The sequence below is a fragment of the Acidithrix sp. C25 genome (assembly GCF_904848545.2).
In genome coordinates, this window is the sequence record NZ_CAJHCI020000002.1 from 281,171 (window position 1) to 305,050 (window position 23,880).

Sequence of the window (23,880 nt, forward strand, 5' to 3'; positions counted from 1 at the left end):
CCCAAACGACTCAATCGACAAGACCACTACATGCAATCAAGAAAGTTCGTTACCACATAGCAGGAGGAGCCAAAAAGAAGGGACCTACCCAATACACGCGTAGGCTCCATGAAATCAACTTTGATCCCTCTTTTCCCATGCATCCTTCAATCGCCCGTAGGTAGAATCCAACGACTCTGGGAGAACCCTAATATTGGCTATCGTGGTCGCAAAGTTAGTATCGCCAATCCAACGAGGCACTAGATGAAAGTGTACGTGGTCATCGATCGCTGCTCCCCCGGCCTTTGAAATGTTCGCACCCACATTGAAGCCATCAGGATTATAGACGTCCCTAACGATGCCAATAGCTCTTCGCAACAATAGCGTATTTTCGATCGCCTCCTCTTGGGAAAGATCCAATATGTCGTTGTGATGAAGATAGGGAATAACCATGAGATGTGCAGGTGCATATGGATAGGCATTCAGAACCACGTAGTTTCCCTCACCGTAGTGCAAAACCAAGTTCGACTCTACTGTGTTTGGTTCTCCCAATTTACAGAGAATACATCCAAGCATCTCTTGTTTGGTGCTAACCCCTTCAACAAAGGTGCGTCGCCAACCAGCCCAGAGGATGTCGATCATTCGGTGACCACCAGTGGCGTTGGGACAAGTTCGCCGGAGATCTCATCCAAGAAGGCACTAAATAAGACATCGGTCTCTGGCTTATCGGATCCTCTTCTATTGACACCTACAGTCTGGGCAGCAACATCCCGGTCACCTACAACCAAGATGTATGGCGTCTTGTCCAACTTAGAGCGCCTGATTCGAGCCCCTAGTGGCTCATTAGCCCCATGGACAACCACCCGTGCTCCAATTTGAGTCAAGGCACGAGCAATAGACTCCGCATATTCATGGTTCGACTCTTTCACTGGAACAACCGTTATCTGGGTTGGAGAGAGCCAGGTTGGAAGAGCACCTGCATAGTGTTCGAGCAAAATTGCAAAGAAACGCTCCACAGAGCCAAAGAGGGCTCTATGGATCATATAGGGCCTCTTGCGAGTATTATCCGAATCGACAAACTCCATATCAAATCTCTGTGGTAGTTGCAGATCAACCTGCAATGTAGAGACTTGCCAACGTCGCCCAATCGCATCCTTTAGATGAATATCGATCTTAGGAGCATAAAAGGCGCCCTCGCCCTCTGCTCTAACATAGGGTATTTCCGACTGCGATAGAGCATACTCAAGTGCGTTAGTTGCCTCTTCCCATTCATAGTCCTCTCCAACGGACTTGGCGGGCCTAGTGGCAAGTTCGGCCTCGAAATCCTCTAGACCAAAGGCTTTAAGGAGTTCTATAATGAACTTCAAAAGACGAGAAAGCTCACCGCCAAGCTGCGAAGGTGCGCAAAATATATGTGAATCGTCCTGTGTCAATCCTCGGACACGTGCAAGGCCATGCAACACGCCGGATCTCTCAAATCGATAGACAGTACCAAATTCAAAGAGGCGCAGTGGAAGCTCTCTGTATGATCTCTGATGGGCCTTGTAGATCAGGATGTGCATTGGACAGTTCATCGGCTTGGGGTAGTAGGTAGCTCCCTCCATCTCCATTGGAGGATACATGCCGTCCTTGTACCACTCGAGATGGCCCGAGACCTCAAATAAGGTCGACTTAGCAATATGGGGAGTCCATGCAAACTGATACCCCCCAAGAAGATGCGATTTCTTGGAGAAGTCCTCCATCAAGTGTCGAATCAGCGCACCCTTAGGGTGAAAAACGGGAAGTCCGCCACCAATTTCCGGCGGAAAGTGAAAGAGATCTAACTCCATTCCAAGTTTACGATGGTCTCTTCGTTCAGCTTCGTCCAGACGAACTAGGTATGCCTCTAGTGCATCCTTTGACTCCCATGCAGTTCCATAGATGCGTTGTAGCTGATCTCGCTTTTCATCGCCCCTCCAGTATGCCCCTGCCACTCTCATTAGCTTGAATGAGCCCAAATATGAGGTAGACGGGACGTGTGGACCCCGACAGAGATCCACAAATGTCTCACTATTTCGATAGATAGAAACACCCTTATCACTCACGCCTTCGTTGGCGTCTTCGGAATCATCCAAATGAGCTACACCTTCGATGATCTCTCGTTTGAACGGTTGGTTTCCAAAGAGATCGAGGCCCTCTTGTATCGAGAGTTCCTCACGCACGAAACGCTGATTTGCCTTTATGATGGAGCGCATCTTTGCTTCGATGCGTTTCATATCCTCGTCGTTAAAGCGACCATTATCAACAAGAGCAAAGTCGTAATAGAAACCATCCTGAATAAATGGACCTATGGCGAACTTCGAGCCTGGCCACAGTTCTAATACGGCTTGAGCCAAAACGTGAGCTGTGGAGTGGCGTAAAATCTCCCGACCGGAATCCGAGTCGCCCGCGACTAAAACCACCTCATCGCCAAAGGGAGTCCGCGACAGATCGACCAATTCGCCATTGCACTCCATCGCCAGAATAGATCTTTTGTTCTTGATTTCCACGGCATTCACGACTTCGAAACCGCTAAGAGCCGAATCTATCTCTCTTGAGGTGCCGTCGGGGAGCAATACTTTCATAGTCTCTTTACTCTCTGTCTTCCCAATTATTTACAGACAAGTCTATCGCTCCATAGGCCCATGGCCAATAAGCGTCTCTCATAATGACTACCTGTAGAGAAATTCACGTTTTGGGGCAACTATCAAGAGGGTGTCTAAGCCAACGACACCAAAGATCGATATGCCCCAAATTCAAGTTCCCAATTTTGGCTTAAAGTACAATTCCTAAGAGTGCTGCGGCTCTAGTAACATCAAAGTTGGCCCTTGCGGCATCGTCGATGATCGCTAAAGCAGATGGGGCGTCCAGGTCATTTGCTAAAGCAGTACATACTTCTATAGATACGCCATTATCTACCTTGGCAGAGGTGACAGATCTCCAAAGGTTGATACGCTCAGTCGCGTGCTTGAGCATCTCCTCGTTCCACTCCCAATGGCTCCGATAGTGGTTTTCCATGAGCGACGCCCTCACGATGCCAGCGTCATAATCGGCTAGGAGATCACCAATAAAGACAAGATTTCCAAGAGACTTAGACATCTTCTCGCCGCCCAAGTAGACCATACCCACGTGCATCCAAACATCAACGAAGTCGTGACCTGTTACTACCTTGGATTGAGCAGCTTCACATTCGTGATGTGGGAACAAAAGATCGTACCCACCACCATGAATATCGATCTTATCTACACCCAATTCGCGCATAGCCAAAGCCGAACACTCAATATGCCACCCTGGACGTCCTGGGCCGAATCGTGAGTCCCAGAATGGTTCATCCTCGAGCGAAGGCTGCCATAGCACAAAGTCAAGTGGATCCTTCTTGTTCGGATCTTCAACGTTTCCGCCCCGTTCGGAAGCTATAGCGAGCATCTCTTTGCGATCAAGATGCGAAATCTCGCCGAAATCTGCATACTTAGATTGGTCAAAATAGACCGCTCCACCGCTTTGATACCCATAGCCAGCATCAATAATGCGTTGGATCATCAAGAGAATATCTGAGATCGCAGAAGTTGCTCGAGGCTCAACTTGGGGTGCCAAAAGGCCCAATGCGGTCATATCTCGATCAAATCTAGCGATCTCAGATGCCGCCAAATCTAGATAATGAACTCCTAAGCTTCGTGCTTTACCAAGAATCGAATCGTCGACATCAGTGATATTTCGAACCCATTTGACCTTATAACCCTCTTGCATCAAAGCCCGCGACAGAAGGTCAAAGCTCAAAAAGACAGCTGCATGGCCAAGATGTGACGCGTCATATGGGGTAATACCGCAACTATACATCGTCACCTGATCTCCACTGGGTGAAATCGTCTTCATTTTCTGCGTAGCGCTGTCGAAAAGTTTCATTTATTACCTGCCTCAATCCCTGAAAGTGAAAGTGAAGTCCGAGTCTTATACCGAATGTTCACATTTATCAGCACTGCCGTCATTGCCTCAATCGCCAATGCGGCAGATATATTCCCAGCATTGATCCCCCGACAACCTGGAATCTCATTCACAAGTTCGATAACGCTGGCAATGGCATCGCTGTCATCGGAGCAAACCAAAATATCCGAGTGCAGCGAGGAACCCAAATCGCCCAATTCCTTCGCAGGCGCATGGTGAAAGGCTCCAACGATACGAGCTCCAGGTACACAAGAAGCCAGATGTTGCGCTACTGAACCTCTTGGTAGCGTCAAAGCGTGCATATTGCGGCCATGCTTATAGAGGGCGTTCGCCATTGAAATGACGATCTTTCCCTGGACTTGCTGGGCCACACTCGTAAGAGTCGCCTCTGCGCCATCCCAAGGTGTTGCTACGACAACGATCTCAGATTGGGCTGCACTCAAGTTGTCACCGCCAACTAGTGTTCCAGTCAAGGCGCTCAAATCTAAGGTGTTGACGAACTCCTTAGCTCGTTCGGGATCTCTCGACCCCAAGGTCACATTATGGCCCAAAGACGCATATCTAAGGCCCAAAGAAGATCCTGCGGGGCCTGTCCCGCCTAGGACGCCAATCGATGGTTTCATACAATACCTCCAAATTCAATTCGCTACCTTATCAAAAGGCGCGACTCTGTGCCTTCAGTCCTACTAGCGTGCATGTTGGAACTTTTTAGGTTTTGCTTGCAAGGCTATAAGGATTGGAGAGACAAATGGGCATTCTCGACGGAAAGAAGATACTCATCACTGGAGTATTGAACGACCAATCGCTGGCTTTTTCAGCCGCTCAGGAAGTTCAATCCCAGGGTGGAGATGTAATTTTGACCGGCTTTGGCCGCGGGATGTCGATTACCGCACGAGTTGCTAGAAAACTAGCCGCAACGCCTGAGGTCTTAGAGCTCGATGCGTCCAATCCTGAGCACTATGTAGCACTAGCAAGTGCAATTGAAGCGCGATTTGGCCATCTAGATGGAATACTCCACGCCATCGGCTTTGCGCCGGCCCCGTGCCTAGATCCCGATATGTTTGTGGCCGAGTGGTCTGATGTGGCTACTGCGGTCCAAGTATCTGCTTATTCACTAGCACCACTAATCAAGCACCTCTTACCACTCCTGAAAAAGGGAAGCGATCCTTCAGTGGTTGCACTTGACTTTGACGCAACTCAAGCCTGGCCCGGCTACAACTGGATGGGCGTCGCCAAGGCGGCTCTTGAGTCCCTGACTCGTTATATGGCCCGTGAAGCAGGACGCGACGGTGTTCGAGTAAACCTGATCTCAGCTGGACCAATTAGAACCATTGCCGCGAAATCTGTCGGCGGATTCTCCGATTTCGAAACGATATGGGCCGATCGTGCACCCCTTGGATGGAGCGTTACCGACGCAAAGCCGGTGGCAAAGGCCATAGCTGCACTCCTATCCGACCTCTTCCCAGCCACGACTGGTGAGATAATCCACGTCGATGGTGGATTTCATGCCGTGGGAGCCTAAACAATAAGCGTTCCCTTTGAGAAATTAATGGAGTCTCGATGAAATCTCGTCTGAGACTCCAGTCAAAAACGAGCGAACCGTTGACTCGGCCATACGATGCATAATCAATTTGTCGATCTTTTCGCCAAAAGCACCTAGAGGAACTCGATAGCTTCCACGAAGCGCCAAACGAACATGTGTCTCGTCCACCCTAGAGAATTCCAAGTCACCTTCAAGACGAGGAAAGAGAAACTTAGCCGAATGGGACTCCCATGCAATAGGCAACAAAACGCAACCAAAGGCTTGTCGACTTTCGCCCATATAAACTTCGACTTGTTTTGAGATCAATCCACTGGGCCCAACACGAGTTACGAAGGATTGATCCTCTAAGATCTCGCGACTGGCGACCCCTAGCCATTTAGCTTGGTCAACTTCAAGTAGTGATACCACCTCTTCATATTTGGCTTCAAAATGGACGAAGTCAAAGATGAAGGTAGCTGAACCTTCTTCAATGTCACCAGACAAATCCTCGATAGCCATAGATCTCACCTACTCTCTCTAATTAGTAATACTCAATTGGCAACGCTTCAATTGATAACGTCGTCGCCGCGCAAAACCTAAATGTAGATCTCGTCGCTCTCTCGCAACTAAATCCCTTATTTCAACGATTTTTCAAACTCAATATACCCACCTGGGATTGCCGTACTATCAAACAACGGGAGAAACCAATGGGATTTTAGGGTCAAACTCTTTCGAAACTTCTAATTCGTACCCTATGATTTTGGATCAAATCCTCACTTTTGTATTAGGGGAAAAGGTCACAAAGATCATACGACAGCCTCTTGATAAGCACTTAAACCAGTTCAAAGGCTATATAACACAGCTCGCACTCACCGCAATCGACCAGGTAATCTCTCAGCTAAAATTCAGATTCACCAAAAATATCAACTTTTGAGAGCTTACAAAGAAAGCTTCAAATAAGATAATGGTGGTAATTTCAATCCAAATCGCCTTCCTCCTCGCCATTGTGGCCTCCCGCGCTAACAGTCTAAGGAGTCGTCTAGGTGTTTGAAAGAAAGAATTACTGTGGTCCTAACGCTACAAGCAAGCCAGCAGCCGGCCAATTATTTTACAGAACGTTAATCTTTGTAACCATCTGTTTTACCAGCCTTCTTGGTCCTCTCCCAGCAAGCGCATCTGCTAAGGCAACTTCGGGCAATGGGTCGTACACTATTACGCTCTATGCGCCCTCTCAGGTCGGCACGCCAGCGCTCCCTGGAAAGACGATTGTAGGCACAGGCGGAAAGCCGATCTACCCCGTACTTTTTCCAACCCTCACAACGGACTCCAAACAATTTCAAATCACGCCCTGCGTTGCGGTCTTTTTCAAATATTATTCGACCAAAGCCCAAGCCGCCTACGCCTACAACTTAAATCCACAGCTCTGGTTTACCTTGAATCGTCACTATGGACCATGTAAATCTCGCCAAACCAACTATCAAACCAGCCCGACACCACCAAAGGTCTCACAAAGTACCATTGTTGCCGAGGTTTCGCGGCTTCTGCCATCGCCAGCTCCGTTCATGACGCCATATTTTGGAATATTCGGTCTAGACAGTTACCTCAGCAGCGGCGCCAAATTCGTTGATCAAATATCGGTGTCTACAATTGCCGGAAAGGTCGTCGCGGTGGCTAGCGGGCAGTTGACGATCGACTACGGCGATGGAAGCACTCCATTTGGGCCAACTTCAAACTCTGGCGGTAAATATCCTCTTGGGGATCTAATACACCTCTACAAAAATACCGGTTGCTATAGGATCACAATCGTTGAAAATTGGAGTGTCAACTATTCAGGAGGAGGGAGTTCTGGTACCATTGGGGGAATCACCACCCAGGGCTCATTGAACAATTACTGCGTCTATCAAATGAACGCGCTTATGGTTCGATAAGGCGGTTATCTACTGGGCCACACGCTTTTGAGATACTACGCCCTCTTAGGGTTCTTCATTCGGTATATTTGGCTTTCGATCCAATTCAAAATCATTTTGATACAAACAATATCCAGACCAAAATGACTCTCAGCCAAGAGGTAGCGATCTCCCTGAGTGCTCAGTGACATTGGCTCTGGGTTGCATTGACACGCAACTCTGTGTTTGATCGAATTCTCAACTAGACCCAAGTGATCATACGAACCTAGACTTAATCCAAATCTAGGTTCGTAGGATCCAAGGAAATGGCCATATCCAAGAGCTCATCCTCTCCAATTTGAGGAGCTTCTACCTCACGGTATCCGTCTTTTGTCAAAAAGATAAATCTAACATCGTCAACTACAACCCCCAAATTGCAGCTTTGGGCCAACGCTTTGTAGAGAAAACCCTGGCCCTTATATCGATCAAGCGCCTCATTTACAAAGTCATCCTCTAGAGTCGATACCACTTTATAATCGAACAGTCTCAGGTGACCATCGATCACATATCCCAAATCAATGACACCGTGAACTTGACCAATACCCTCCAAGGTCGCCACTATTGGAAACTCTCGCATAGAATCTTTGGCGTTTCGAATGGAGGGGACCTCTAGCGCCACTTCAAGTATCGAACAGACCAAACCTATAGTGAGGGGATCTACCCCTAGATTCGAGAGAAGCAATTTAGAGCGATCCATCGTCTGGGCCGGATCATCAAAGATCGCTTCCGCCAAACATAAATGTACATAAGAGCCAACTTCGCTCCTAGAACTAGGTAAGGCAGACGTCGGGGTGCTCCCTTTAGATCTCGAATGCCGATAAGGTTTATCGACTTCAAGTTGCGAAGCGTTGATCCAAGTTCCACGTCGAATTGATCGCTCGATCTCTAAGCGGGCTTGGACCATCTCCTTGGTAGAGGCCATGGAGTGTGATCTAGTCATCGTGGTAGAAACCACTGGCCGTGCCAGATCGGTCTCGACAAAGTTAACCGCTTCTTTGGATAGAGCGACTAACAGCTCCCAAGTAAACCTTATGTTGGAGATATCGCTCGATCCCCAAAGCGTCTTAGCGGCGGCGATCTCATCTCCTGTGGCTGGGATGGTAACAAAAAGACGATCTTTGGCGCGGGTGGTGGCAACATAACAAAGTCGTACGCTCTCTGCCAAGTCCAACTCCTTTTCTGCGTTCGCTGCTTGTTCGTATCCATCGCTGTATGCCTCTTTATGGAACCTATAAGCGAGCGGAACCACCCCTTGCCCAAATCGATCCGAAATTACCTTTGCACCGCCTCCATAAACGAGGTGAGTTGAGCGATGCGAACGAGTAAGCGAACTCGCAGTGGAGGTCAATATGACCACCGGAAATTCCAACCCTTTAGATGCATGAATCGTCATGATCCGAACGTTAGAAGTGCCCAGATCACCGCCCTCACTCTCGTTGGTCTTTAGGTTATCGGCCATCTTCTTGGTCACGAAACTGACATACGAGCCAAGCTCGCCAGCACCCGTTGAACTCCATGAAAATGCCTCCTCCTTGACGTAGTCAAGACGCCGCCAAAGCTCCGGCGGATTACTGGTCGCAGATCCACGGACAACGAGCGAAAAGGAATCGATCACATGCAATAGACATTCATAGGCTGATCGAGTGCGGGCCCTATCATTTAGATCATCAAGAAAGGAGATAGCACCTTTCAATCTCTCAACTTTTTGGTCGAGCTCTGGGGTATGGGCTGCATAGAATCCCCTTCGGATTGCCTCAACCGCTCGTCCTAGGCTTCCATGTGGCAAAGATAGGTCGACCAAATCCTGATCGCTAAAGCCCATCAAAGAGGACCTAAGGGCATGAAATAGACAAAGTCCATCATATGGGCGGACTCCAGCTCGCAAAAGCATAAAGAGCTCTGAGATCAGTGGATCTGAATAGATTGAGGTTGACTTAGAAGATAGAAAATCAATACCTTGACCTCTCAAAGCCCAGAACAACTCATCCAAAATGGCTCGATCCGGAACCAAAATTGCAATGTCACCATATTCAACGGGCCTCAAGCCATCCTCACCCTGAATTAAATGCCCCTCATCTATCAATTTGTTGATCGTGGCGATTACTAGCTCCACTTCGACCTGGCGTCTTTGATCAGCAGAGATTCGAAACCCCTCATCAACGACTTGGTACTTTGAACTTGCTAGTAAGCTAACGGGCTCATATCGGTCGCTTCGCTGTCGCACAGATGCAAGGGGGGAGGCCGGCAATCCACTCGTTATTGCAAAGTAGTCCTCAAATGAGTCATTGACCCAATTGACTATCTCCTCATTCGATCGAAAATTGACATTGAGGTCGACTCGACTTTCCGCAGAAGTCGACCGAGCAACCAAAAGATAGCCATCTAGATCTGCACCACGAAATCTATAGATACTCTGTCTGGGATCCCCTACGAAAAATAGCGGCGCCAAAGGAGTTTTTTCCTGGGCGTCTATCGATCTCTCAAAAGTCCCAGAGAGTCGTTTGACAATCTCCAACTGAACAGGGTCAGTGTCTTGAAACTCATCAACCATAATCACCGAGTACGAATTGCGGATCTCGCAAACAAGTTGCGGTGGTGCGTCTCGCAAAAGCTCCAAACAAAGATTTAATTGATCTCCAAATGTGATCTTTCCCCCTCGTCGCCTCGCAAGGCGAAGCTCAATTACAAACCCACAAAGCACCGAAAAGACATTTTCACAAAGCGCCTCAGTAATTTTTTCCACCACACCCTGACGGCGATCTTGAATCTCGCGGATCATCTCAACGACAGCGTTCTTTTGGGGAGCACCTCCCCAATTGGCAGCCTTGCCCTTATTACCTGGTTTGGCCGTCGGAAAATAGGGTGCAACCCTTGAGGAGAGGTATAAAAAAGCTAACGACGGCTCAGAAGAAGAGAGAGCCTCTCTTAGACGTGCACCCGCATCAACCAAAGAAGAGACAAGTTGGGCCAAAGCATCTTGATCCGCAAGGGCATATTGGTATTGTGGGTTGGCGCCAAGGGCGTCAATTTCCTCAATGATCCCGTGGATTTCATCAAAAACATCGACGACCTCCTCCTGATAGTTAGTATCAGGTGCGCTTAAAGTCTCCTTTTTGTGTCGGTAATCGCCGGGGTCAAGCACTTTGTTATCGATCGACCGCGCCATCTCAAAGAGGTCGCTTGGCTTTATGCCAAGTTCGACCAAGAGGCTTATGGAGGTAGCAGCGACCGGATCACCAAAGACATCTACAAAGAAAGAGTCCCATTCCCTTTGAAAAAATAAAGCCTCTTCCACCTCATCCATCGTTGAAAAGACAAGTGGAAGGCCGACCTCGAGAGGGTTTGAAGAAAGAATTGAATTTGCTAACGAATGAATCGTTCCAATTGGAGCACTCCCCAGGAGATCAAGGGCTCTCTTGGCGAGACCGAAACTCTCGCCTTCTTGGGCAACCTTATCTAGGAGGCGCATCCTAATCCGATGGGCTAGTTCGGTAGCAGCGGCATCGGTAAAGGTAATAGCGGCGATCTTGGTTATATCCACACCCGACTCTACGATCGAAATAATGCGAGAGACCATTGAGGTGGTCTTGCCGGTCCCAGCACCGGCTCGCACGAATAGGGTCGAATCAATCTCACTGGAGATTCGAGAACGCGAATGACTATCTATTAATGGCTCTACCATCTATCAACACCTATCATCAAAGATCTGATCTCACCAATGAGATAATCGATTGCCAAACCTGGAGGTCCCAAGGCACGTCATCGCCAAGGTTGACTCCGACAGAAAGAAGGCGAGCTTTGAGTTTTGCGCGCGTTCGAAGGGCATCTAATCCATCGGGATTACAGTATGAGCATCCCCCTTGGAAAGCTGTATAATCATGCAAACCTGCCAGAAAGAGTCCATCTCGGATCAGAGCTATAGCAATAGCACTGGTTTGTAGACCAAGATCTATAGCCTCTGCGGGTACTTCAAAGCGAGAAATTCCACGGCGCTCAGAGACAAACCAATATTCTAACTTTACCTGATCAACCACCTGATCAAAAGAGGTCATCAGATACCTCTCAAGTAGTTGCCGATAGAGAACAAGCTGGACCTTCTGAGGCTTTAGGTTTTTGCCAGATAGATAGCCCAGGGAAGAGCCGGTCTTATAGTCAATCACAATATAGGATCGATCACTCAGCTTTATGACCCTGTCCATCTTCCCCACCAAATTGACCGAGAGGTCCTTCAAAAAGGGGCTCTGCATTGTTAGAGTTGTAGGTTCAATGCCAAGCTCGCGAAAGTCGTCCTCGATAACAAGGCCAACGAGAGATTTATTCATGAGGTTGACAAACTCTCTCGCCTCTCTTTGGATCGTCCTGTAGTCCAGCTTCCTCCAAAACTTATAGATCGAAGTGGCCCAGGGCCTCTCTGGTTCAAAGTGCTGCCAGGCTTCATCTACAATCTTTGACAAGTCAGAGTCATCGATCTTCAAGATACCTCCCGAAGACAAGGTCCGCCCTTGAAAGTATCTATCGCCTAATCTCTCAAAGATCTCATGGAGGATCCCTCCTCGAACAAGTGGATCGAGCCTAAGTACAGTCTCCGGTTCGGTGATCTCTCGTATCCTTAGGATACGCATCGCAAAGAAGGCAAAGGGGCATGAAAGCCAGTCCTCAACATAAGTAGTTGCCAATGGTCGAGTCACCCCAAGATCCAACTTTGAAATATCTACCAATGAGAACAAAGGCGTTGATGGCTCTGGGGCCCTAGGGTAAATTGATAGCTGATCACGGGACCTCTCGGGCAATTCACCAGGGGTAAGGTCTTGGATAATCGCAGTCATAGAATCATTGATAGGCACCCGAATCTTCTCTAAAAGGTCAAACCGAGAGCGAATAGTCTCAACCCCTGTATTTGCAAGGGGTCGATCACTTCTTCTATTTGACCCCTTGAGTATCTCGATAAATGCCGAGGGAAACTGTCCCTTTGCTTTTGCTACATCAACACGAGGATACGTTAGCGTCACCGATTGACTCATGCCTATCGATAGCGCCAAAGCTCTATTTCCGATAGCGACCCGGTCACCTTGACGTTGGAGCTTAAGGATATTGCGGGTACGCTCCTCCAAAAGAGTAGCCGGAGGTGAAATCGGAAAAAAGCGTTCAGTCATACCTAGGACGAATGTATTTGAAGCACTCAATCCGCTAAATGACGACGCCAGTTCAAGGCGCAATCCAGCCTTATCGATCTCAAAGTTGCTGGGCGTACTTGGCGTTGCGTGACCCAAGGAGATCCAAAATCCAAGTTCATTCGGCCTCTCATCTAGATCGTCGCCATCCAAGCCAACTACTTGCGCCAAACCCGCGACTATCTCTTGCACCCCTTCTCGTGGTATCTCATTTCTATCGAGGGGCGAAGCTTCAAATAAAAGAGGAAGCTTCTCATAGACAACTGCAAGAAGTTTCCAGGTAGCAAATGCCAAATCTCGCCACGATCGACCACTTAGAGCTGCGGTCCAAACGGAAAAGCTCTGATCGAGACGAATCAAAAAATCACTAAGGATCTCTTTGGTAATCTCATCCTTGGAGGCAGAATTCTCACCCCTTGTTTCAAGTCGATTCTTCCAATCGTGAGCCCAGCCAAAGACGTCACCATCTATCTTGGCCGAAATCGTCACTCCAACTAGATCCCCAAGCGCCAGATTGTCACTTTGGGCCTCTAAGTTGGCATCTAAAAGTACCGAGACAAGGTCGCTACGTCGTTTATTTCTACACAGTTCCACAAGCTTAAAGGCCATAACTAAAGCCGGCTTAGTTCCTAGGTTGGATGCATCACTAAGAAAAGATGGTACCCTTGCTGCACTAAATCTCTCCAAAAGACGATGAAGGTAGGTTGGCTCGTTAGTATATCGAACCACAATGTCGGAAATCGATATACCGCTAGCCAAAAGCTCCAAGACCTTGGTCACTACGTAGTCAACTTCGTCGGCTACATCAGCCAGGGACACCTCTTGGAAGTCGGAGGCCGAAAGAGCTATCTCCCTTGGCAATTCCTCTGAATTCAAGCCATCGCCAACCGACCCTAAAAGGTCAAATACCTCACTAAATCGGCTATCCACCTCGGCAATTCCGCTTCTGAGGTGAATGATATTTAAAGGAGTCTTTTCATAGAGTGCAATTAGCATCTTAAAGGCCGATGCCAAAAGGCCATGGGGGGCATACAAAACCACCGAGCCGAAGGCCGCTTCGATTGTAATTGGAGCACTCGATCCAATTACATCGGCAGCTACCCCAAAGATACTTGACTCAAGTATTAAGTTAGCCTTTCGTAACTTTCTAGAGATCGAGCCATAGACATCCAAACAAAACCTAGTAGATACCGAGACACCCAAGCCGCTCTCGATAAAACCGAGATCTGAGCCACCCAACTCGACAATGGCTCGCTCTAGAGCACTCAAGGTCTCAGGGTCTGGAGTAATTCTGTCATAGAGGCTTGGATTTGAGGCCTTTACCTCAAAAAATGCGCTTCGCAGCATCGATTTGGCCGTCAAGGCTGAGGCGATTCGAGGCACTCCATCCAATTGCAATTGTGCTACCGATCGCTTAGCGAAGGCCAAAATGGACAAAAACTCGACATTAAAGAGATTTCTAGTAGTCGCCAACTTGCTCGAAATTAAAGTCGGACTAAGGCCACCTGGGACAATTACAGTTACGCCACGCATGGGAGAGTTTCCCTTTATACGATCGATCTCCCATATAAGACGTTCTAGCGCCTCTCCGAGATAAATCTCTTGGGCCATATTGTTTTCACCATTCCATTATCTGCGCAATAGAACTGGCCATCAACCAACTCCACCATCACCCAAGAAGGCCAAAGCCTCAAAGCGTTGCATATTAATGCGCAATACTTTTCAAGGTGCAATATAGCAAAGGTATGCGACCATTAAAAAAACAGAGCCTTCTTCGACCATTAATAAAGCAGAGCTTTCATAGCCACGAGCCGTCACCTAGAAAGCACCCAGTCGGTCATCTATTGACCTGTAAAATCAATGTAACTTGCTTTGGCTAATCGCGCTAACTCTCGACAAAGGCCAATCTTTGGATGGTCCATCTCCAAATCCACAAAGACTGCCTCGATCTTCTCAAATGCAATCGATTCAGCAGCCGCCATTGCTAAAACCCGAGCATCGCCTTGCACAGAGGTCGGGCGATGGTCGCTCAGCACAATTAGAAGCGGATTCAAACCGCCATTGCTAGTACTTTTACACAGCTTGATACCCTCTTGGATTCCGAGGTGCAATGGTGAAGTGCCTCCCGATCTAAGCTGGCCCAGCCGACGCTCGACCAACTCGATACTTCTAGTAGCTTTGAGAATCGTGGATGCACTCTCTCTAGCAAATGCCACCAAAGCAACTTTATCTCTTCTTTGGTATGACTTCTCCAAGACTCCAGAGAGTATCTCCCTTGCCAGGGTCACCCTACGATCGAGTCCCATCGAGGAAGAGGTATCTAAGACAACGATGACCAGCCGGGCTTGATTCTCTAAGAAAAGCGTGCTTCTCAAATCGTCGCTCGAAAGATCACTTTGTTCGGAGTTACTCATCGATATACGCACGATATTTGCCACAACACTGGCGGTGTATGCGATTTTATTTGAATCATAAGTGCTCAAAGCCACGCTAGCCACCGCAACACCTCGGCTTTGTGAAGGGGCCAGCGGGTTTGGTCGTCGCGAGGGGTCTACAAAATCTGAGTTTCTGGCTCCAAATGGTCGCGACTTATCGAAGAGCAACGGCCGAGCCGAAGCTTTCGATAGATCAAAGTCGGCCACATTGTAGCTTCCGCGGCCACGATTATCACCAAAGGCCGATGGATCATTACGAGACGGGCCGCCCTCAGTTTCAGTCTCAGTCTTGGCTAGGTTCTTGGCCCTAGCCTCACCAAGTGCGTTGTATGAACTTCCAACTTCGCTCATAGGACTAGGCGTATCGTCCATGGAATCGTTCTCATCTGTCTTGGTAGGCATATCAGCGTTAAGGTCTTGGCCAGGGGCTTTACTAGAGCCTTGGCTTACTCTATCTTGGGTTTCACCTTTTATCTTGGGTTTTGGGTCTTCTCGGCTATTGCGCTCATCCATCGATTTAGCGCCTTCAGCTTGGGAATTCGATCTACCTTTTGAAGAGGATCTGTTACCATCTCCTTCTTGGCGATCATTTTCGGTGGCTAATGTGGCATCACTTCTGTGGCCAAAGACCATTGGAGCCACTCTTTTTAGATGATAAGGCTTCACTACCTCCTCATTACACCAAGCTGCATAGGCCGCAGAACTTCGGATCAATACCAAATCTCCTCTGAGCGATGGTGCACCAAAGTGCGAAATGATCTTTCCAAACTCCTCCCATGAACCCTCATCAAAGGAGGCCGCCAAGCCAAGGTCTCCCTTTTGGGCTGAGAACTTTGCTCTTTGGATTGCCTCCCGAAGCTCTAATTGACTCTCTAGATAGGCCAGGCAAAAACGCTCTGGATCTCTGTCGAAATCCAATCTTCGCCTTACAGCATCGATGCGTTCACTTGGATCAACCAAGGGCTGGGCCCTAACATAAAGACCAAAACGATCAAGCAGCTGTGGACGCAACCAACCCTCTTCACGATTCATGGAACCAATCAGCACAAACCGCGACTCTTCGACAACCGACACATTGTCGCGCTCCACTCTGTTGATACCCGTTGCCGCAGCATCCAATACCAGATCCACCAAGTGATCCCCGAGGAGATTTACCTCATCCACATATAAGATGCCACGATTTGCCTTGCCGATAAGGCCCTGAGAGATAACCACTTCCTTGTCGCCAAGGAGGCGGGCAAGGTCTATCGATCCCTTGAGTCGGTCTTCTGTAGCACCTAGGGGAAGTTCCACGAATGGAGAGTTGAGATCTATCAATTCGCTCAAGCTGCGAGCCAAGGTGCTCTTAGCGGTCCCCTTGTCCCCTTCCACCAAAACCCCACCAATTGCTGGATCGATTGCAGCGATAATAAGGGCTAGCTTTAGGTCTTCGTTACCAACTACTGCGCTAAATGGAAAGATCTTACTCATTGGCCTCTCGCCTACCTTCTTCCGCCAATATTTCACCGGCAAGGAGCTCTTTGGCCTCGCGAGATGGCTCCTCCCAAAGTCCTCGTGATATGGCTTCCATCAATCGATTGGCAATGGATACCACGGCATGAGGATTGACCTCATGGAGAAAGCCTCTCACCTTCGGATCCCCTAGATAGGCTTGGGTGACTCGCTCGTACATCCAATCTTCAACCACATTTGCAGTGGCATCATAACCATAGAGATAGTCAACTGTAGAGGCGAGTTCAAAGGCACCCTTGTAACCATGATTTTGCATAGCAGAGATCCATTTTGGGTTGATAACCCGCGATCGGACCACCCTAGCTGCCTCTTCTGCTAGGGAGCGAACCTTTGGCGAGGTCGGATTAGAGGAATCTCCAAAGTAGCCCTTGGCATCTACCCCTGTAATGGACCTAATGGCCGCAAGCATTCCCCCATGGTCTTGGAGGTAGTCGTCGGAGTCAAAGATGTCATGTTCACGATTGTCTTGATTTTTGATCGCTATATTTGCAGCACCAAGTCTCTTTACCAGGGCCTCTTGGGCTGGAATCCCAAATCCACTGCTCGAATAAGAATAGCCAGACCATGCCAGATAGACCCGAGCCAAATCTTGGTCATCACGCCAATTCCCAGCATCCAAAAGAGGAAGTATCCCCGATCCATAGCCACCAGGAGCAGGTCCAAAGACTCGGGCTATCTCGCCCGAAGAACCTAAATTTGACTCTGGGAAGGACCTAGCAACCTCCATTGCAGCTTGGTCAAACAATCTTATGGCACCCGGAAAAGCATCCCTAAAGAATCCAGAGACACGCAAGGTCACATCCACCCTAGGCCGCTTTAGTTCTTCATCTGGAATAACGCTGAAGCCAACTACCTTTTGCGTTGACGGATCCCACTTGGGCCTCACGCCCATTAGCCACAGTGCTTCAGCTATATCATCACCGCCAGTACGCATAGCCGCGGTCCCCCAAACGACGATGGCAACCGATGTTGGATAGGATCCCGTCTCAAGCAGATAGCGATCACAGACCGCTTGGCCTAGCAGTGCACCGGTCTCATAGGAAGCGATGGTTGGAAGCGAACTAGGATCGATCGAATAAAAGTTTCGCCCGGTTGGTAGAACTTGAACCGCACCGCGAGATGGTGAGCCCGAAGGACCTGGCTCAATAAATTCTCCAGCCAAGGCTCGTTCTATGGCAGTTATCTCGTCAATTGTCGCATCCAGACGAGGCAGCAACTCCATGCGAAGGGCTTCAAGACAGCTTCTAACTTGACTATTTTCCCTAAGGTCTCGATGCAACTCTGAATCGCACTCAACCTCTTGGGCCAATATATATTCACTGATAAGTTTGGATGCTACATCGGCTATCGCATCGCTTTGGTTTCGATCTTGTGGGTCCAAGTGGGCAACCTCGGCAATTGTTTCATGCAGAGACGGGTATGAGAAGGCAGGAATTCGACTCAGCGCAAAGATCAAATCGACAAGGGGTTGCCCATCATGGCAACGACCCAGCACGTGCAAACCACCTCGAATGGTTGCATCCTTTATCTCACAAAGATACCCATCCAACTCGAGCAATATCTCATCAAAGTCATCGTCTTCAAAGTCAAATGAAGCACCGTCTAGATTTAGGTCCTTATGCATCTGGACCTCTTGCATAAGCTCCCAGATGGACGCCCGAATCGATGGCAGCTTTGAGGGATCTAAAACAAGATAGCGCGCATGGTTATCGAGCAATGTCTCAAGCTCAAGGAGCTCCGAATAACTCTCGGCTCTCGTGAGAGGGGGAATCATATGGTCAATAATCACTCCATGGCTACGCCTCTTAGCTTGGGTCCCCTCTCCCGGATCGTTTACTACAAATGGGTAGATAAGCGGAATCGAACCCAAGGTGAGATCTGGAAAACAGTGTCTTGATTGACCAGTTGCCTTACCCGGAAGCCACTCAAGGGTACCGTGTTTGCCGAGATGGACGACTGCATTAACGCCTATGATCTCTTCCAACCACCGATAGAAAGCAACATAGTGGTGCGTTGGCGCCAACTTTGGAGAGTGATAGATCGCGATCGGGTTCTCTCCAAATCCGCGCGGAGGCTGTATCGTTAAAAAGATATTTCCGAACCAAATTCCAGGAAAGAAGAATTCGCCATCTTCATGATACCAATCACCAGGTGGATCACCCCAGGACTTAATCATCGTTTCTTGGACCGAAGAAGAAAATGACCCAAAGATGCCAAGATAGTCCTTGACCTTCATGCGATTGGTGACTGCGGCCCCCTGCTTGATCCCTAGGGCAAACTCCTCATATTCATAGGTATCAGAGAGCCTCTCCATCAACTCGACGCCGGAGTTAGGGATATCTTCAATGTGATATCCAATCTCTTTAAGGTGATTCATGAGAACTATCACCGACTCTGGTGTGTCGAGGCCAACCGCATTTCCCAATCTGGACTTCTTGGTTGGATATGCAGAAAGCACTATCGCCACCTTCTTCTTAGCCGGAGCGAGGTTCGCCAGTTGAACATAGCCTCTGACCAACTGCGCCATTCGAGATATTCGCTCTGGGTCACATCGATAGGCATAGATGGCGGCAGTTTGAGAAAGATCCGACTCTATCTCCTCTTTGTATGAGACAGGAACCGTTATAATCCGTCCATCAAACTCTGGGATTGCGACCTGCCAGCTCGCATCGAGTGGCCCAAGGCCGACCTCAGACTCTAGGAACTCCTTGTTCGAAGCCGATGAGATAATTGCCTGAAAGACAGGAACACCCAGATCACTTGTGGCGCTAGCATCCCAACTCATCGTCTCTTCGTCGAAACTTCCAGCGGCTAACATGGTGACGATTGCGGCTTTTGGTCGGAATTTCCGCGCAAATGCCACGACATCATCGCCTTGGGCGACATTGTCGATTCGCCTAAGTGAATAGGCATAGATCGGCACTCCATGAAGGCCCTCTTTGGCCAGCCCTTGACAGATCTCATCTATGAATTTTGTATTTCCCGAGATAGCATGTGCCCGATAGAAAAAGACTATGACATTGTTATTATCATCCTCATCAGGAAGATAACCACCTAGAACGCCAACTTGTGGAATTGCAAGCGCCTTTGTGTACCCGATAGTTGTCATCAACAAGGTATCAGACAAGTAGTAAAAGAAGTTCGCGAAGTTATCGGGGCCACCCTCAATTAGATAAGAGGCTGCGCTTACCAAAATAGGTTCAGGGACGTTGGACAAAGTCGCAAGCTCGGGATCAAAGTCGGCCTCTCCACTAAATAGACAGACGAAGATCCCGCGCTCCATCGCACCTCTAAGTTGCTCCATTATTTGATCGCTCAAACCTCTTCGTCCGCCAAGGACTCGAAGTGCAATCAGCGACGCCGAGGCGATCTCACTTGGAGTCACCTCATCAATACGTCTTGCGCTAATTCGACCAAGCTCCCCAGAAAGTTCATCGCCGACCAAGGCGATCGAGAGGATCTCGGTGTCAGCGTTCGAGATATAAAGAATCATTCCATCTTTCCAATTCTCAATTAATTACTTGATAAAGCTCATACAAAAAAAAGCCAGAGACATGTCATCAAAAGACACAGGCCCCGAGTCCATCATCGTCAAGAGTCGCTCACTAAAACCGTAACTTTCTCAAAGGCGACTTGGGGTGCTCAGATACCGATCATCGAATAGATTGCACTCATCGAGAGATTTTCTTGGATCAACGACGCGGCACTTTCAAAGTACGCCTCGCGAATCAGACCATAGGAAAAGTCATCCCTATAGTGCTTATTGACTCTCTGGGCAAAATAGTCGAGAATTCCATTACGGGCTTGGTCGTTCTCAAAGAGTCCATGAAGGGTCGTTCCGCCAATAGCGCCCTGACAATAACCTTCTTCAAGATAGTCACTCTCATCAAGCGAGCTTTGTGAAGGGCCACCTGCATCAGATATCTGAGCTTTTTGGGTCGAATCTGGCGCCTTTAGATAAAAGAGAGGATTGCCCGGAGAACGATCTACAATGCCGTGGTGAATTTGATAGCCCTCGACGTATACCTCAGTGCTTTTCGCAATCGCCAACTTTCCATTACGTCGAGCTAGGGTCTTTTCGCCTTGAAAATTGACTGTTCCGGATATGAGATCCAATCCCTTGTAACCCATATATTCCGACTCCACGCCATCGTTGATAAGGCTCATCAACATCTGATAACCACCGCATATACCAAAAAGACCACCGCCATTGGCCACAAAGCCTTCGATCGCAGCTTCGAAACCCGCCGCTCGAAGCGCCATCAAATCCGAGACGGTGCTCTTGCTCCCAGGTATGATCAATAGATCTATCCCTCTCAGGGCTCGGGGATCACTCACCAACCGTAAGTCAACAAGAGGCGACTTCGCCAGTGGCTCAAAATCATTAAAGTTAGAGAGGTAAGCCAGGTTCAAGATACCAACGACAAGGCGTGAATCTACCCTTTTGCCATTCTCATCACCGCAGGGAACTCCCCCTTGAAAATTACCGTTAATCGAACGACTCCGTGGCGAAAAAAGCTCCAAGAGACCCAATGAATCCTCGGCGTCCACGCCCATATCTGGAAGATAGGGAATTACCCCTATTGTAGGAGTAGATGTGAGGCGCAACAGTTCTGTTAGTCCCGGCTCTAAAAGGCTAGGATCCCCACGAAACTTATTGATAACAAACGCACGAATTCTGCTGCTCAGCTCAGGGGCGAGGATGGTCTTGGTACCAAAGAGGCTAGCAAAGACACCTCCTCTATCGATATCACCGACCAGAATCGAAGAAATTCCGACTCGATCTGCAAATCCTAGATTCACAAGGTCATTAGAGGCTAAATTGATCTCCGCTGGAGAACCCGCTCCTTCACATATAACTACGTCATAACTCCGTGTCAAAGCTTTGAAGGCGCCATCTACAATCCCCGTCAACTCCATTTTCCTACTCTGAAAGGCGCTCGCAGATAAGGTTTCAGACTCCCTGCCCATGACTATAACTGAAGAGGCCATTGCAGAAGTTGGTTTGAGCAAAACCGGATTCATCTCAGCTGTCGCTTCAATTCTAGCTGCGGCAGCTTGAGACGCCTGGGCACGCCCAATCTCTTTACCATCGAGCGTCACATAGGAGTTCAACGCCATATTCTGGCCCTTAAATGGCGCGACTGAAACTCCATCATTGGCCAAGGCTCTAATGATGGCCGTGACCACGAATGACTTACCGGCATTGGAGCCAGTTCCAGTAACTAACAGTCCTTTATTAGACATTCCAAGCACCATACCTTTGACAGATCTCTTCGAGTGAGCCTTCTAGGCGATCCAATCCATGCTCGTCACAAACGGCTATTCGAACTCCGTCGATATAGCCAAATGATCCACCACTGCGCAATAAAATCCCCTTTTCTAGGAGCCTATGTAATAGCCTCGGTGCGTCTTTGATGAAAAGGTAATTTGCATCAGAGCGACAAGGAACCAACCCAGCCCTTGTCAAGATCTCGACAAGGCGGCGTCGCCCTCTAGCGGTTTCAAAAGCAACTTGGCTCAGATCGATTCGCTCTAAGATCAAAGGCACCATCGCCAAGGCGAGGCCAGAAACCGACCACTGCGTCTTAGCTCTACGAATTGAATTTGCAGTCTCATGGTTAGGAGCGATCAAAAAACCAAGCCTCAAACCCGGTAGTCCAGACAATTTGGTCAGCGAACCCAATGAAAATGCACCCGTCTCAAAGTCGCGTCGCGTCCAAGTGCCAGTTGCGATAGGGTAAAAAGCTTCGTCGTAGACGATCACATCATCAACATCACCTATCAATTGGCCACTTGGATTATTTGGATTAGAGACTATCATTTGCCCGCCACTACTATCGGCAAGGTATCGGCTATAAAGTCCAAAGTCAAAACGAGAGACCTTTGCACTCTTGATGTACCCACAGACTAATGAGATCGCCTCGGCGCCGCCATTGGTCAAAACCAAGAGGTTTGGATCGACGTTGAGTGCCTTCGCTAGAAGATTAGTGCTTGAAGATTCATTGGGATATCGGCTAAGGGAGTCTAAAGATGCGATCAAATCCTCGCGAAAATCCGGGGCAGCAAAATTAATGGATGCAGAAAGATCCAAAAGTGACCCGGCCTCCATCAAAAGAGCCTCTTCGATCATCCCACCATTGCCTCCATGGGGGGAGTTGGCGAGACCTAGTGCCATCTCAGCGACCTTATCATGATCGCATTTCGATATAGGCGTGCCAACGGGTATCTTCAACACGGAGATCCATCGGCTGCCAAAGGGCCAGAGTCATAGGAGTTGTTAGAGTTCGTAGTCACCTTTATCCCAGGTGAAAGAGCAATTGCCACACCGATTGCGACCATCCAAAGTGAAGCTCGATCTACAACCTCAATCGCACGCCTTACATCCGCCGGTGTTGCGCCCCTTGATCCGCCCAATTTGGGTCGATCAGATAAGACCCCGTCATATGTGATTGGACCGCCCAAGGCTACATCGAGCATATTTGCTAGGGTCGCCTCCATTAAGCCAGCATTGGGAGAAGGGTGAGCTCTAGATTGAGAGTGACTCAGACGAACTATCTTGATCACTTGTGCAAGGGTTGCTCCTCCCCCTCCCAAAATCAGGGCCAGTGATCCAAGTCGTGCCGGGAGATACCCCAAGGCGTCGTCAGTCTTAGCCGAGACAAATCCAAAGTTAACATAACGCTTATTCAAATGCCCCACCATGGCATCTGCTGTATTTGCCACCCTGTGTAAGAGTGAAAAGCGGTTACCGCCGACGCCCTCCCAAAAGATCGTCGCCGCCACAGCATCGTTGAAATTTTCAGCTAACGTTTCAACCAGAGCACTAGCGATAGCTTCGAAAGTTAGTTCGGCGGTATCCCTCCCAACGACCATCGAGAGAGCCCGTCGCGCAGGAGCGATATCACCGGCCTCCAAATGAGTCAGAACCTCCTCCACGTGCTGAACTAGAGAACGGCGCCCAAGTGCTAAGTATGTTGCAAAGGTCTCCCTCTTCCATCCCCTTGGAACCAACCCGAACAAGGCTATCGGAGCGGCTAGAGCAGCCAAATAACGAAGGCCCCCCGCCTTGGTGTCGCTCCAAAAGATCTCTTGCGCAAAATTGGCGTATCTACCATAGTGCACCAAAGGATGAATTGGGGATGGCAATTCACCAATTGTGGAATCTAAAAGGTAACCACCCACTATTCCCATTGCCCTTGAAACACTAGAGTTTGCTCCAACCCTAATGCGTAGGCCCTTGGCCATTTTCTTCTTCTGTCTCGCATAAAAAACCATCGTAAATCCCAACTCAAACCCCTAGGCCACGACTAAACGGCGCAACCTGATTCAAACAATCAACAAATCCTCAAAAA

The 23,880-nt window shown here is 48.7% G+C and carries 14 protein-coding genes; 2 read left to right on the forward strand and 12 right to left on the reverse strand.

The window, feature by feature from the left end; translation table 11 throughout:
• Positions 1 to 114: 114 nt before the first annotated feature.
• The 4 genes from ACIDITHRIX25_RS94470 to npdG form a co-directional block, all read right to left on the reverse strand.
• Complete coding sequence (locus ACIDITHRIX25_RS94470; protein ID WP_052604742.1) at positions 115 to 621, reverse strand: HIT family protein; 507 nt, start codon at positions 619 to 621, stop codon at positions 115 to 117.
• Positions 618 to 2,582, reverse strand: coding sequence for a threonine--tRNA ligase (thrS, locus tag ACIDITHRIX25_RS94475; RefSeq protein WP_201733079.1), 1,965 nt, complete (start codon positions 2,580 to 2,582; stop codon positions 618 to 620). The genes ACIDITHRIX25_RS94470 and thrS overlap by 4 nt, the downstream gene beginning before the upstream one ends.
• A gap of 190 nt (positions 2,583 to 2,772) precedes the next feature.
• Positions 2,773 to 3,900: a cysteine--tRNA ligase gene (cysS, locus tag ACIDITHRIX25_RS94480; protein WP_201733080.1), complete on the reverse strand. Its 1,128-nt coding sequence runs from the start codon at positions 3,898 to 3,900 to the stop codon at positions 2,773 to 2,775.
• Positions 3,897 to 4,562: an NADPH-dependent F420 reductase gene (gene npdG, locus ACIDITHRIX25_RS94485; RefSeq protein ID WP_201733081.1), complete on the reverse strand. Its 666-nt coding sequence runs from the start codon at positions 4,560 to 4,562 to the stop codon at positions 3,897 to 3,899. Before npdG ends, cysS begins: the two co-directional genes overlap by 4 nt.
• Before the next feature lie 125 nt (positions 4,563 to 4,687).
• Here npdG and fabI point away from each other — a divergent pair, with 125 nt between their 5' ends.
• On the forward strand, positions 4,688 to 5,461 hold the full coding sequence (gene fabI / locus ACIDITHRIX25_RS94490) for an enoyl-ACP reductase FabI (protein WP_052604745.1): 774 nt from the start codon (positions 4,688 to 4,690) through the stop codon (positions 5,459 to 5,461).
• Positions 5,462 to 5,485: 24 nt separating this feature from the next.
• Here fabI and ACIDITHRIX25_RS94495 read toward each other — a convergent pair whose 3' ends face one another.
• Positions 5,486 to 5,980: a hypothetical protein gene (locus ACIDITHRIX25_RS94495; RefSeq protein WP_052604746.1), complete on the reverse strand. Its 495-nt coding sequence runs from the start codon at positions 5,978 to 5,980 to the stop codon at positions 5,486 to 5,488.
• Between the two features lie 524 nt (positions 5,981 to 6,504).
• Between ACIDITHRIX25_RS94495 and ACIDITHRIX25_RS94500 the strand changes: the two genes are divergently transcribed.
• Positions 6,505 to 7,389: a hypothetical protein gene (locus ACIDITHRIX25_RS94500; protein WP_201733082.1), complete on the forward strand. Its 885-nt coding sequence runs from the start codon at positions 6,505 to 6,507 to the stop codon at positions 7,387 to 7,389.
• Positions 7,390 to 7,639: 250 nt separating this feature from the next.
• Here the strand turns inward: ACIDITHRIX25_RS94500 and ACIDITHRIX25_RS94505 are convergent, their stop codons facing one another.
• The 7 genes from ACIDITHRIX25_RS94505 to ACIDITHRIX25_RS94535 form a co-directional block, all read right to left on the reverse strand.
• Positions 7,640 to 11,089 (reverse strand): UvrD-helicase domain-containing protein, encoded by a 3,450-nt coding sequence (locus tag ACIDITHRIX25_RS94505; protein ID WP_052604749.1) that lies wholly within the window; start codon positions 11,087 to 11,089, stop codon positions 7,640 to 7,642.
• Between the two features lie 16 nt (positions 11,090 to 11,105).
• Positions 11,106 to 14,189, reverse strand: a complete 3,084-nt coding sequence (locus ACIDITHRIX25_RS94510) for a PD-(D/E)XK nuclease family protein (RefSeq protein ID WP_201733083.1) — start codon at positions 14,187 to 14,189, stop codon at positions 11,106 to 11,108.
• A 230-nt stretch (positions 14,190 to 14,419) separates the two neighbouring features.
• A complete protein-coding gene (locus tag ACIDITHRIX25_RS94515) occupies positions 14,420 to 16,483 on the reverse strand; it encodes an AAA family ATPase (RefSeq protein WP_201733084.1) in 2,064 nt (687 codons plus the stop codon).
• On the reverse strand, positions 16,476 to 20,018 hold the full coding sequence (cobN, locus tag ACIDITHRIX25_RS94520) for a cobaltochelatase subunit CobN (RefSeq protein WP_201733085.1): 3,543 nt from the start codon (positions 20,016 to 20,018) through the stop codon (positions 16,476 to 16,478). Before cobN ends, ACIDITHRIX25_RS94515 begins: the two co-directional genes overlap by 8 nt.
• Before the next feature lie 149 nt (positions 20,019 to 20,167).
• On the reverse strand, positions 20,168 to 21,772 hold the full coding sequence (locus tag ACIDITHRIX25_RS94525) for a cobyric acid synthase (RefSeq protein ID WP_052604753.1): 1,605 nt from the start codon (positions 21,770 to 21,772) through the stop codon (positions 20,168 to 20,170).
• Positions 21,765 to 22,760: an aminotransferase class I/II-fold pyridoxal phosphate-dependent enzyme gene (locus tag ACIDITHRIX25_RS94530; protein ID WP_052604754.1), complete on the reverse strand. Its 996-nt coding sequence runs from the start codon at positions 22,758 to 22,760 to the stop codon at positions 21,765 to 21,767. Before ACIDITHRIX25_RS94530 ends, ACIDITHRIX25_RS94525 begins: the two co-directional genes overlap by 8 nt.
• The gene (locus ACIDITHRIX25_RS94535; protein WP_201733086.1) at positions 22,757 to 23,803 is read right to left on the reverse strand and encodes a CobD/CbiB family cobalamin biosynthesis protein; all 1,047 of its coding nucleotides are present in this window, start codon (positions 23,801 to 23,803) and stop codon (positions 22,757 to 22,759) included. The genes ACIDITHRIX25_RS94530 and ACIDITHRIX25_RS94535 overlap by 4 nt, the downstream gene beginning before the upstream one ends.
• Positions 23,804 to 23,880: the final 77 nt, after the last annotated feature.

Bases quoted from the DNA above. Each gene is read 5' to 3' on its own strand.
- ACIDITHRIX25_RS94470 (WP_052604742.1), bottom strand. From the start codon at position 621: ATGATCGACATCCTCTGGGCTGGTTGGCGACGCACCTTTGTTGAAGGG.
- thrS (WP_201733079.1), bottom strand. From the start codon at position 2,582: ATGAAAGTATTGCTCCCCGACGGCACCTCAAGAGAGATAGATTCGGCT.
- cysS (WP_201733080.1), bottom strand. From the start codon at position 3,900: ATGAAACTTTTCGACAGCGCTACGCAGAAAATGAAGACGATTTCACCC.
- npdG (WP_201733081.1), bottom strand. From the start codon at position 4,562: ATGAAACCATCGATTGGCGTCCTAGGCGGGACAGGCCCCGCAGGATCT.
- fabI (WP_052604745.1), top strand. From the start codon at position 4,688: ATGGGCATTCTCGACGGAAAGAAGATACTCATCACTGGAGTATTGAAC.
- ACIDITHRIX25_RS94495 (WP_052604746.1), bottom strand. From the start codon at position 5,980: ATGGCTATCGAGGATTTGTCTGGTGACATTGAAGAAGGTTCAGCTACC.
- ACIDITHRIX25_RS94505 (WP_052604749.1), bottom strand. From the start codon at position 11,089: ATGGTAGAGCCATTAATAGATAGTCATTCGCGTTCTCGAATCTCCAGT.
- ACIDITHRIX25_RS94510 (WP_201733083.1), bottom strand. From the start codon at position 14,189: ATGGCCCAAGAGATTTATCTCGGAGAGGCGCTAGAACGTCTTATATGG.
- ACIDITHRIX25_RS94515 (WP_201733084.1), bottom strand. From the start codon at position 16,483: ATGAGTAAGATCTTTCCATTTAGCGCAGTAGTTGGTAACGAAGACCTA.
- cobN (WP_201733085.1), bottom strand. From the start codon at position 20,018: ATGATTCTTTATATCTCGAACGCTGACACCGAGATCCTCTCGATCGCC.
- ACIDITHRIX25_RS94525 (WP_052604753.1), bottom strand. From the start codon at position 21,772: ATGTCTAATAAAGGACTGTTAGTTACTGGAACTGGCTCCAATGCCGGT.
- ACIDITHRIX25_RS94535 (WP_201733086.1), bottom strand. From the start codon at position 23,803: ATGGTTTTTTATGCGAGACAGAAGAAGAAAATGGCCAAGGGCCTACGC.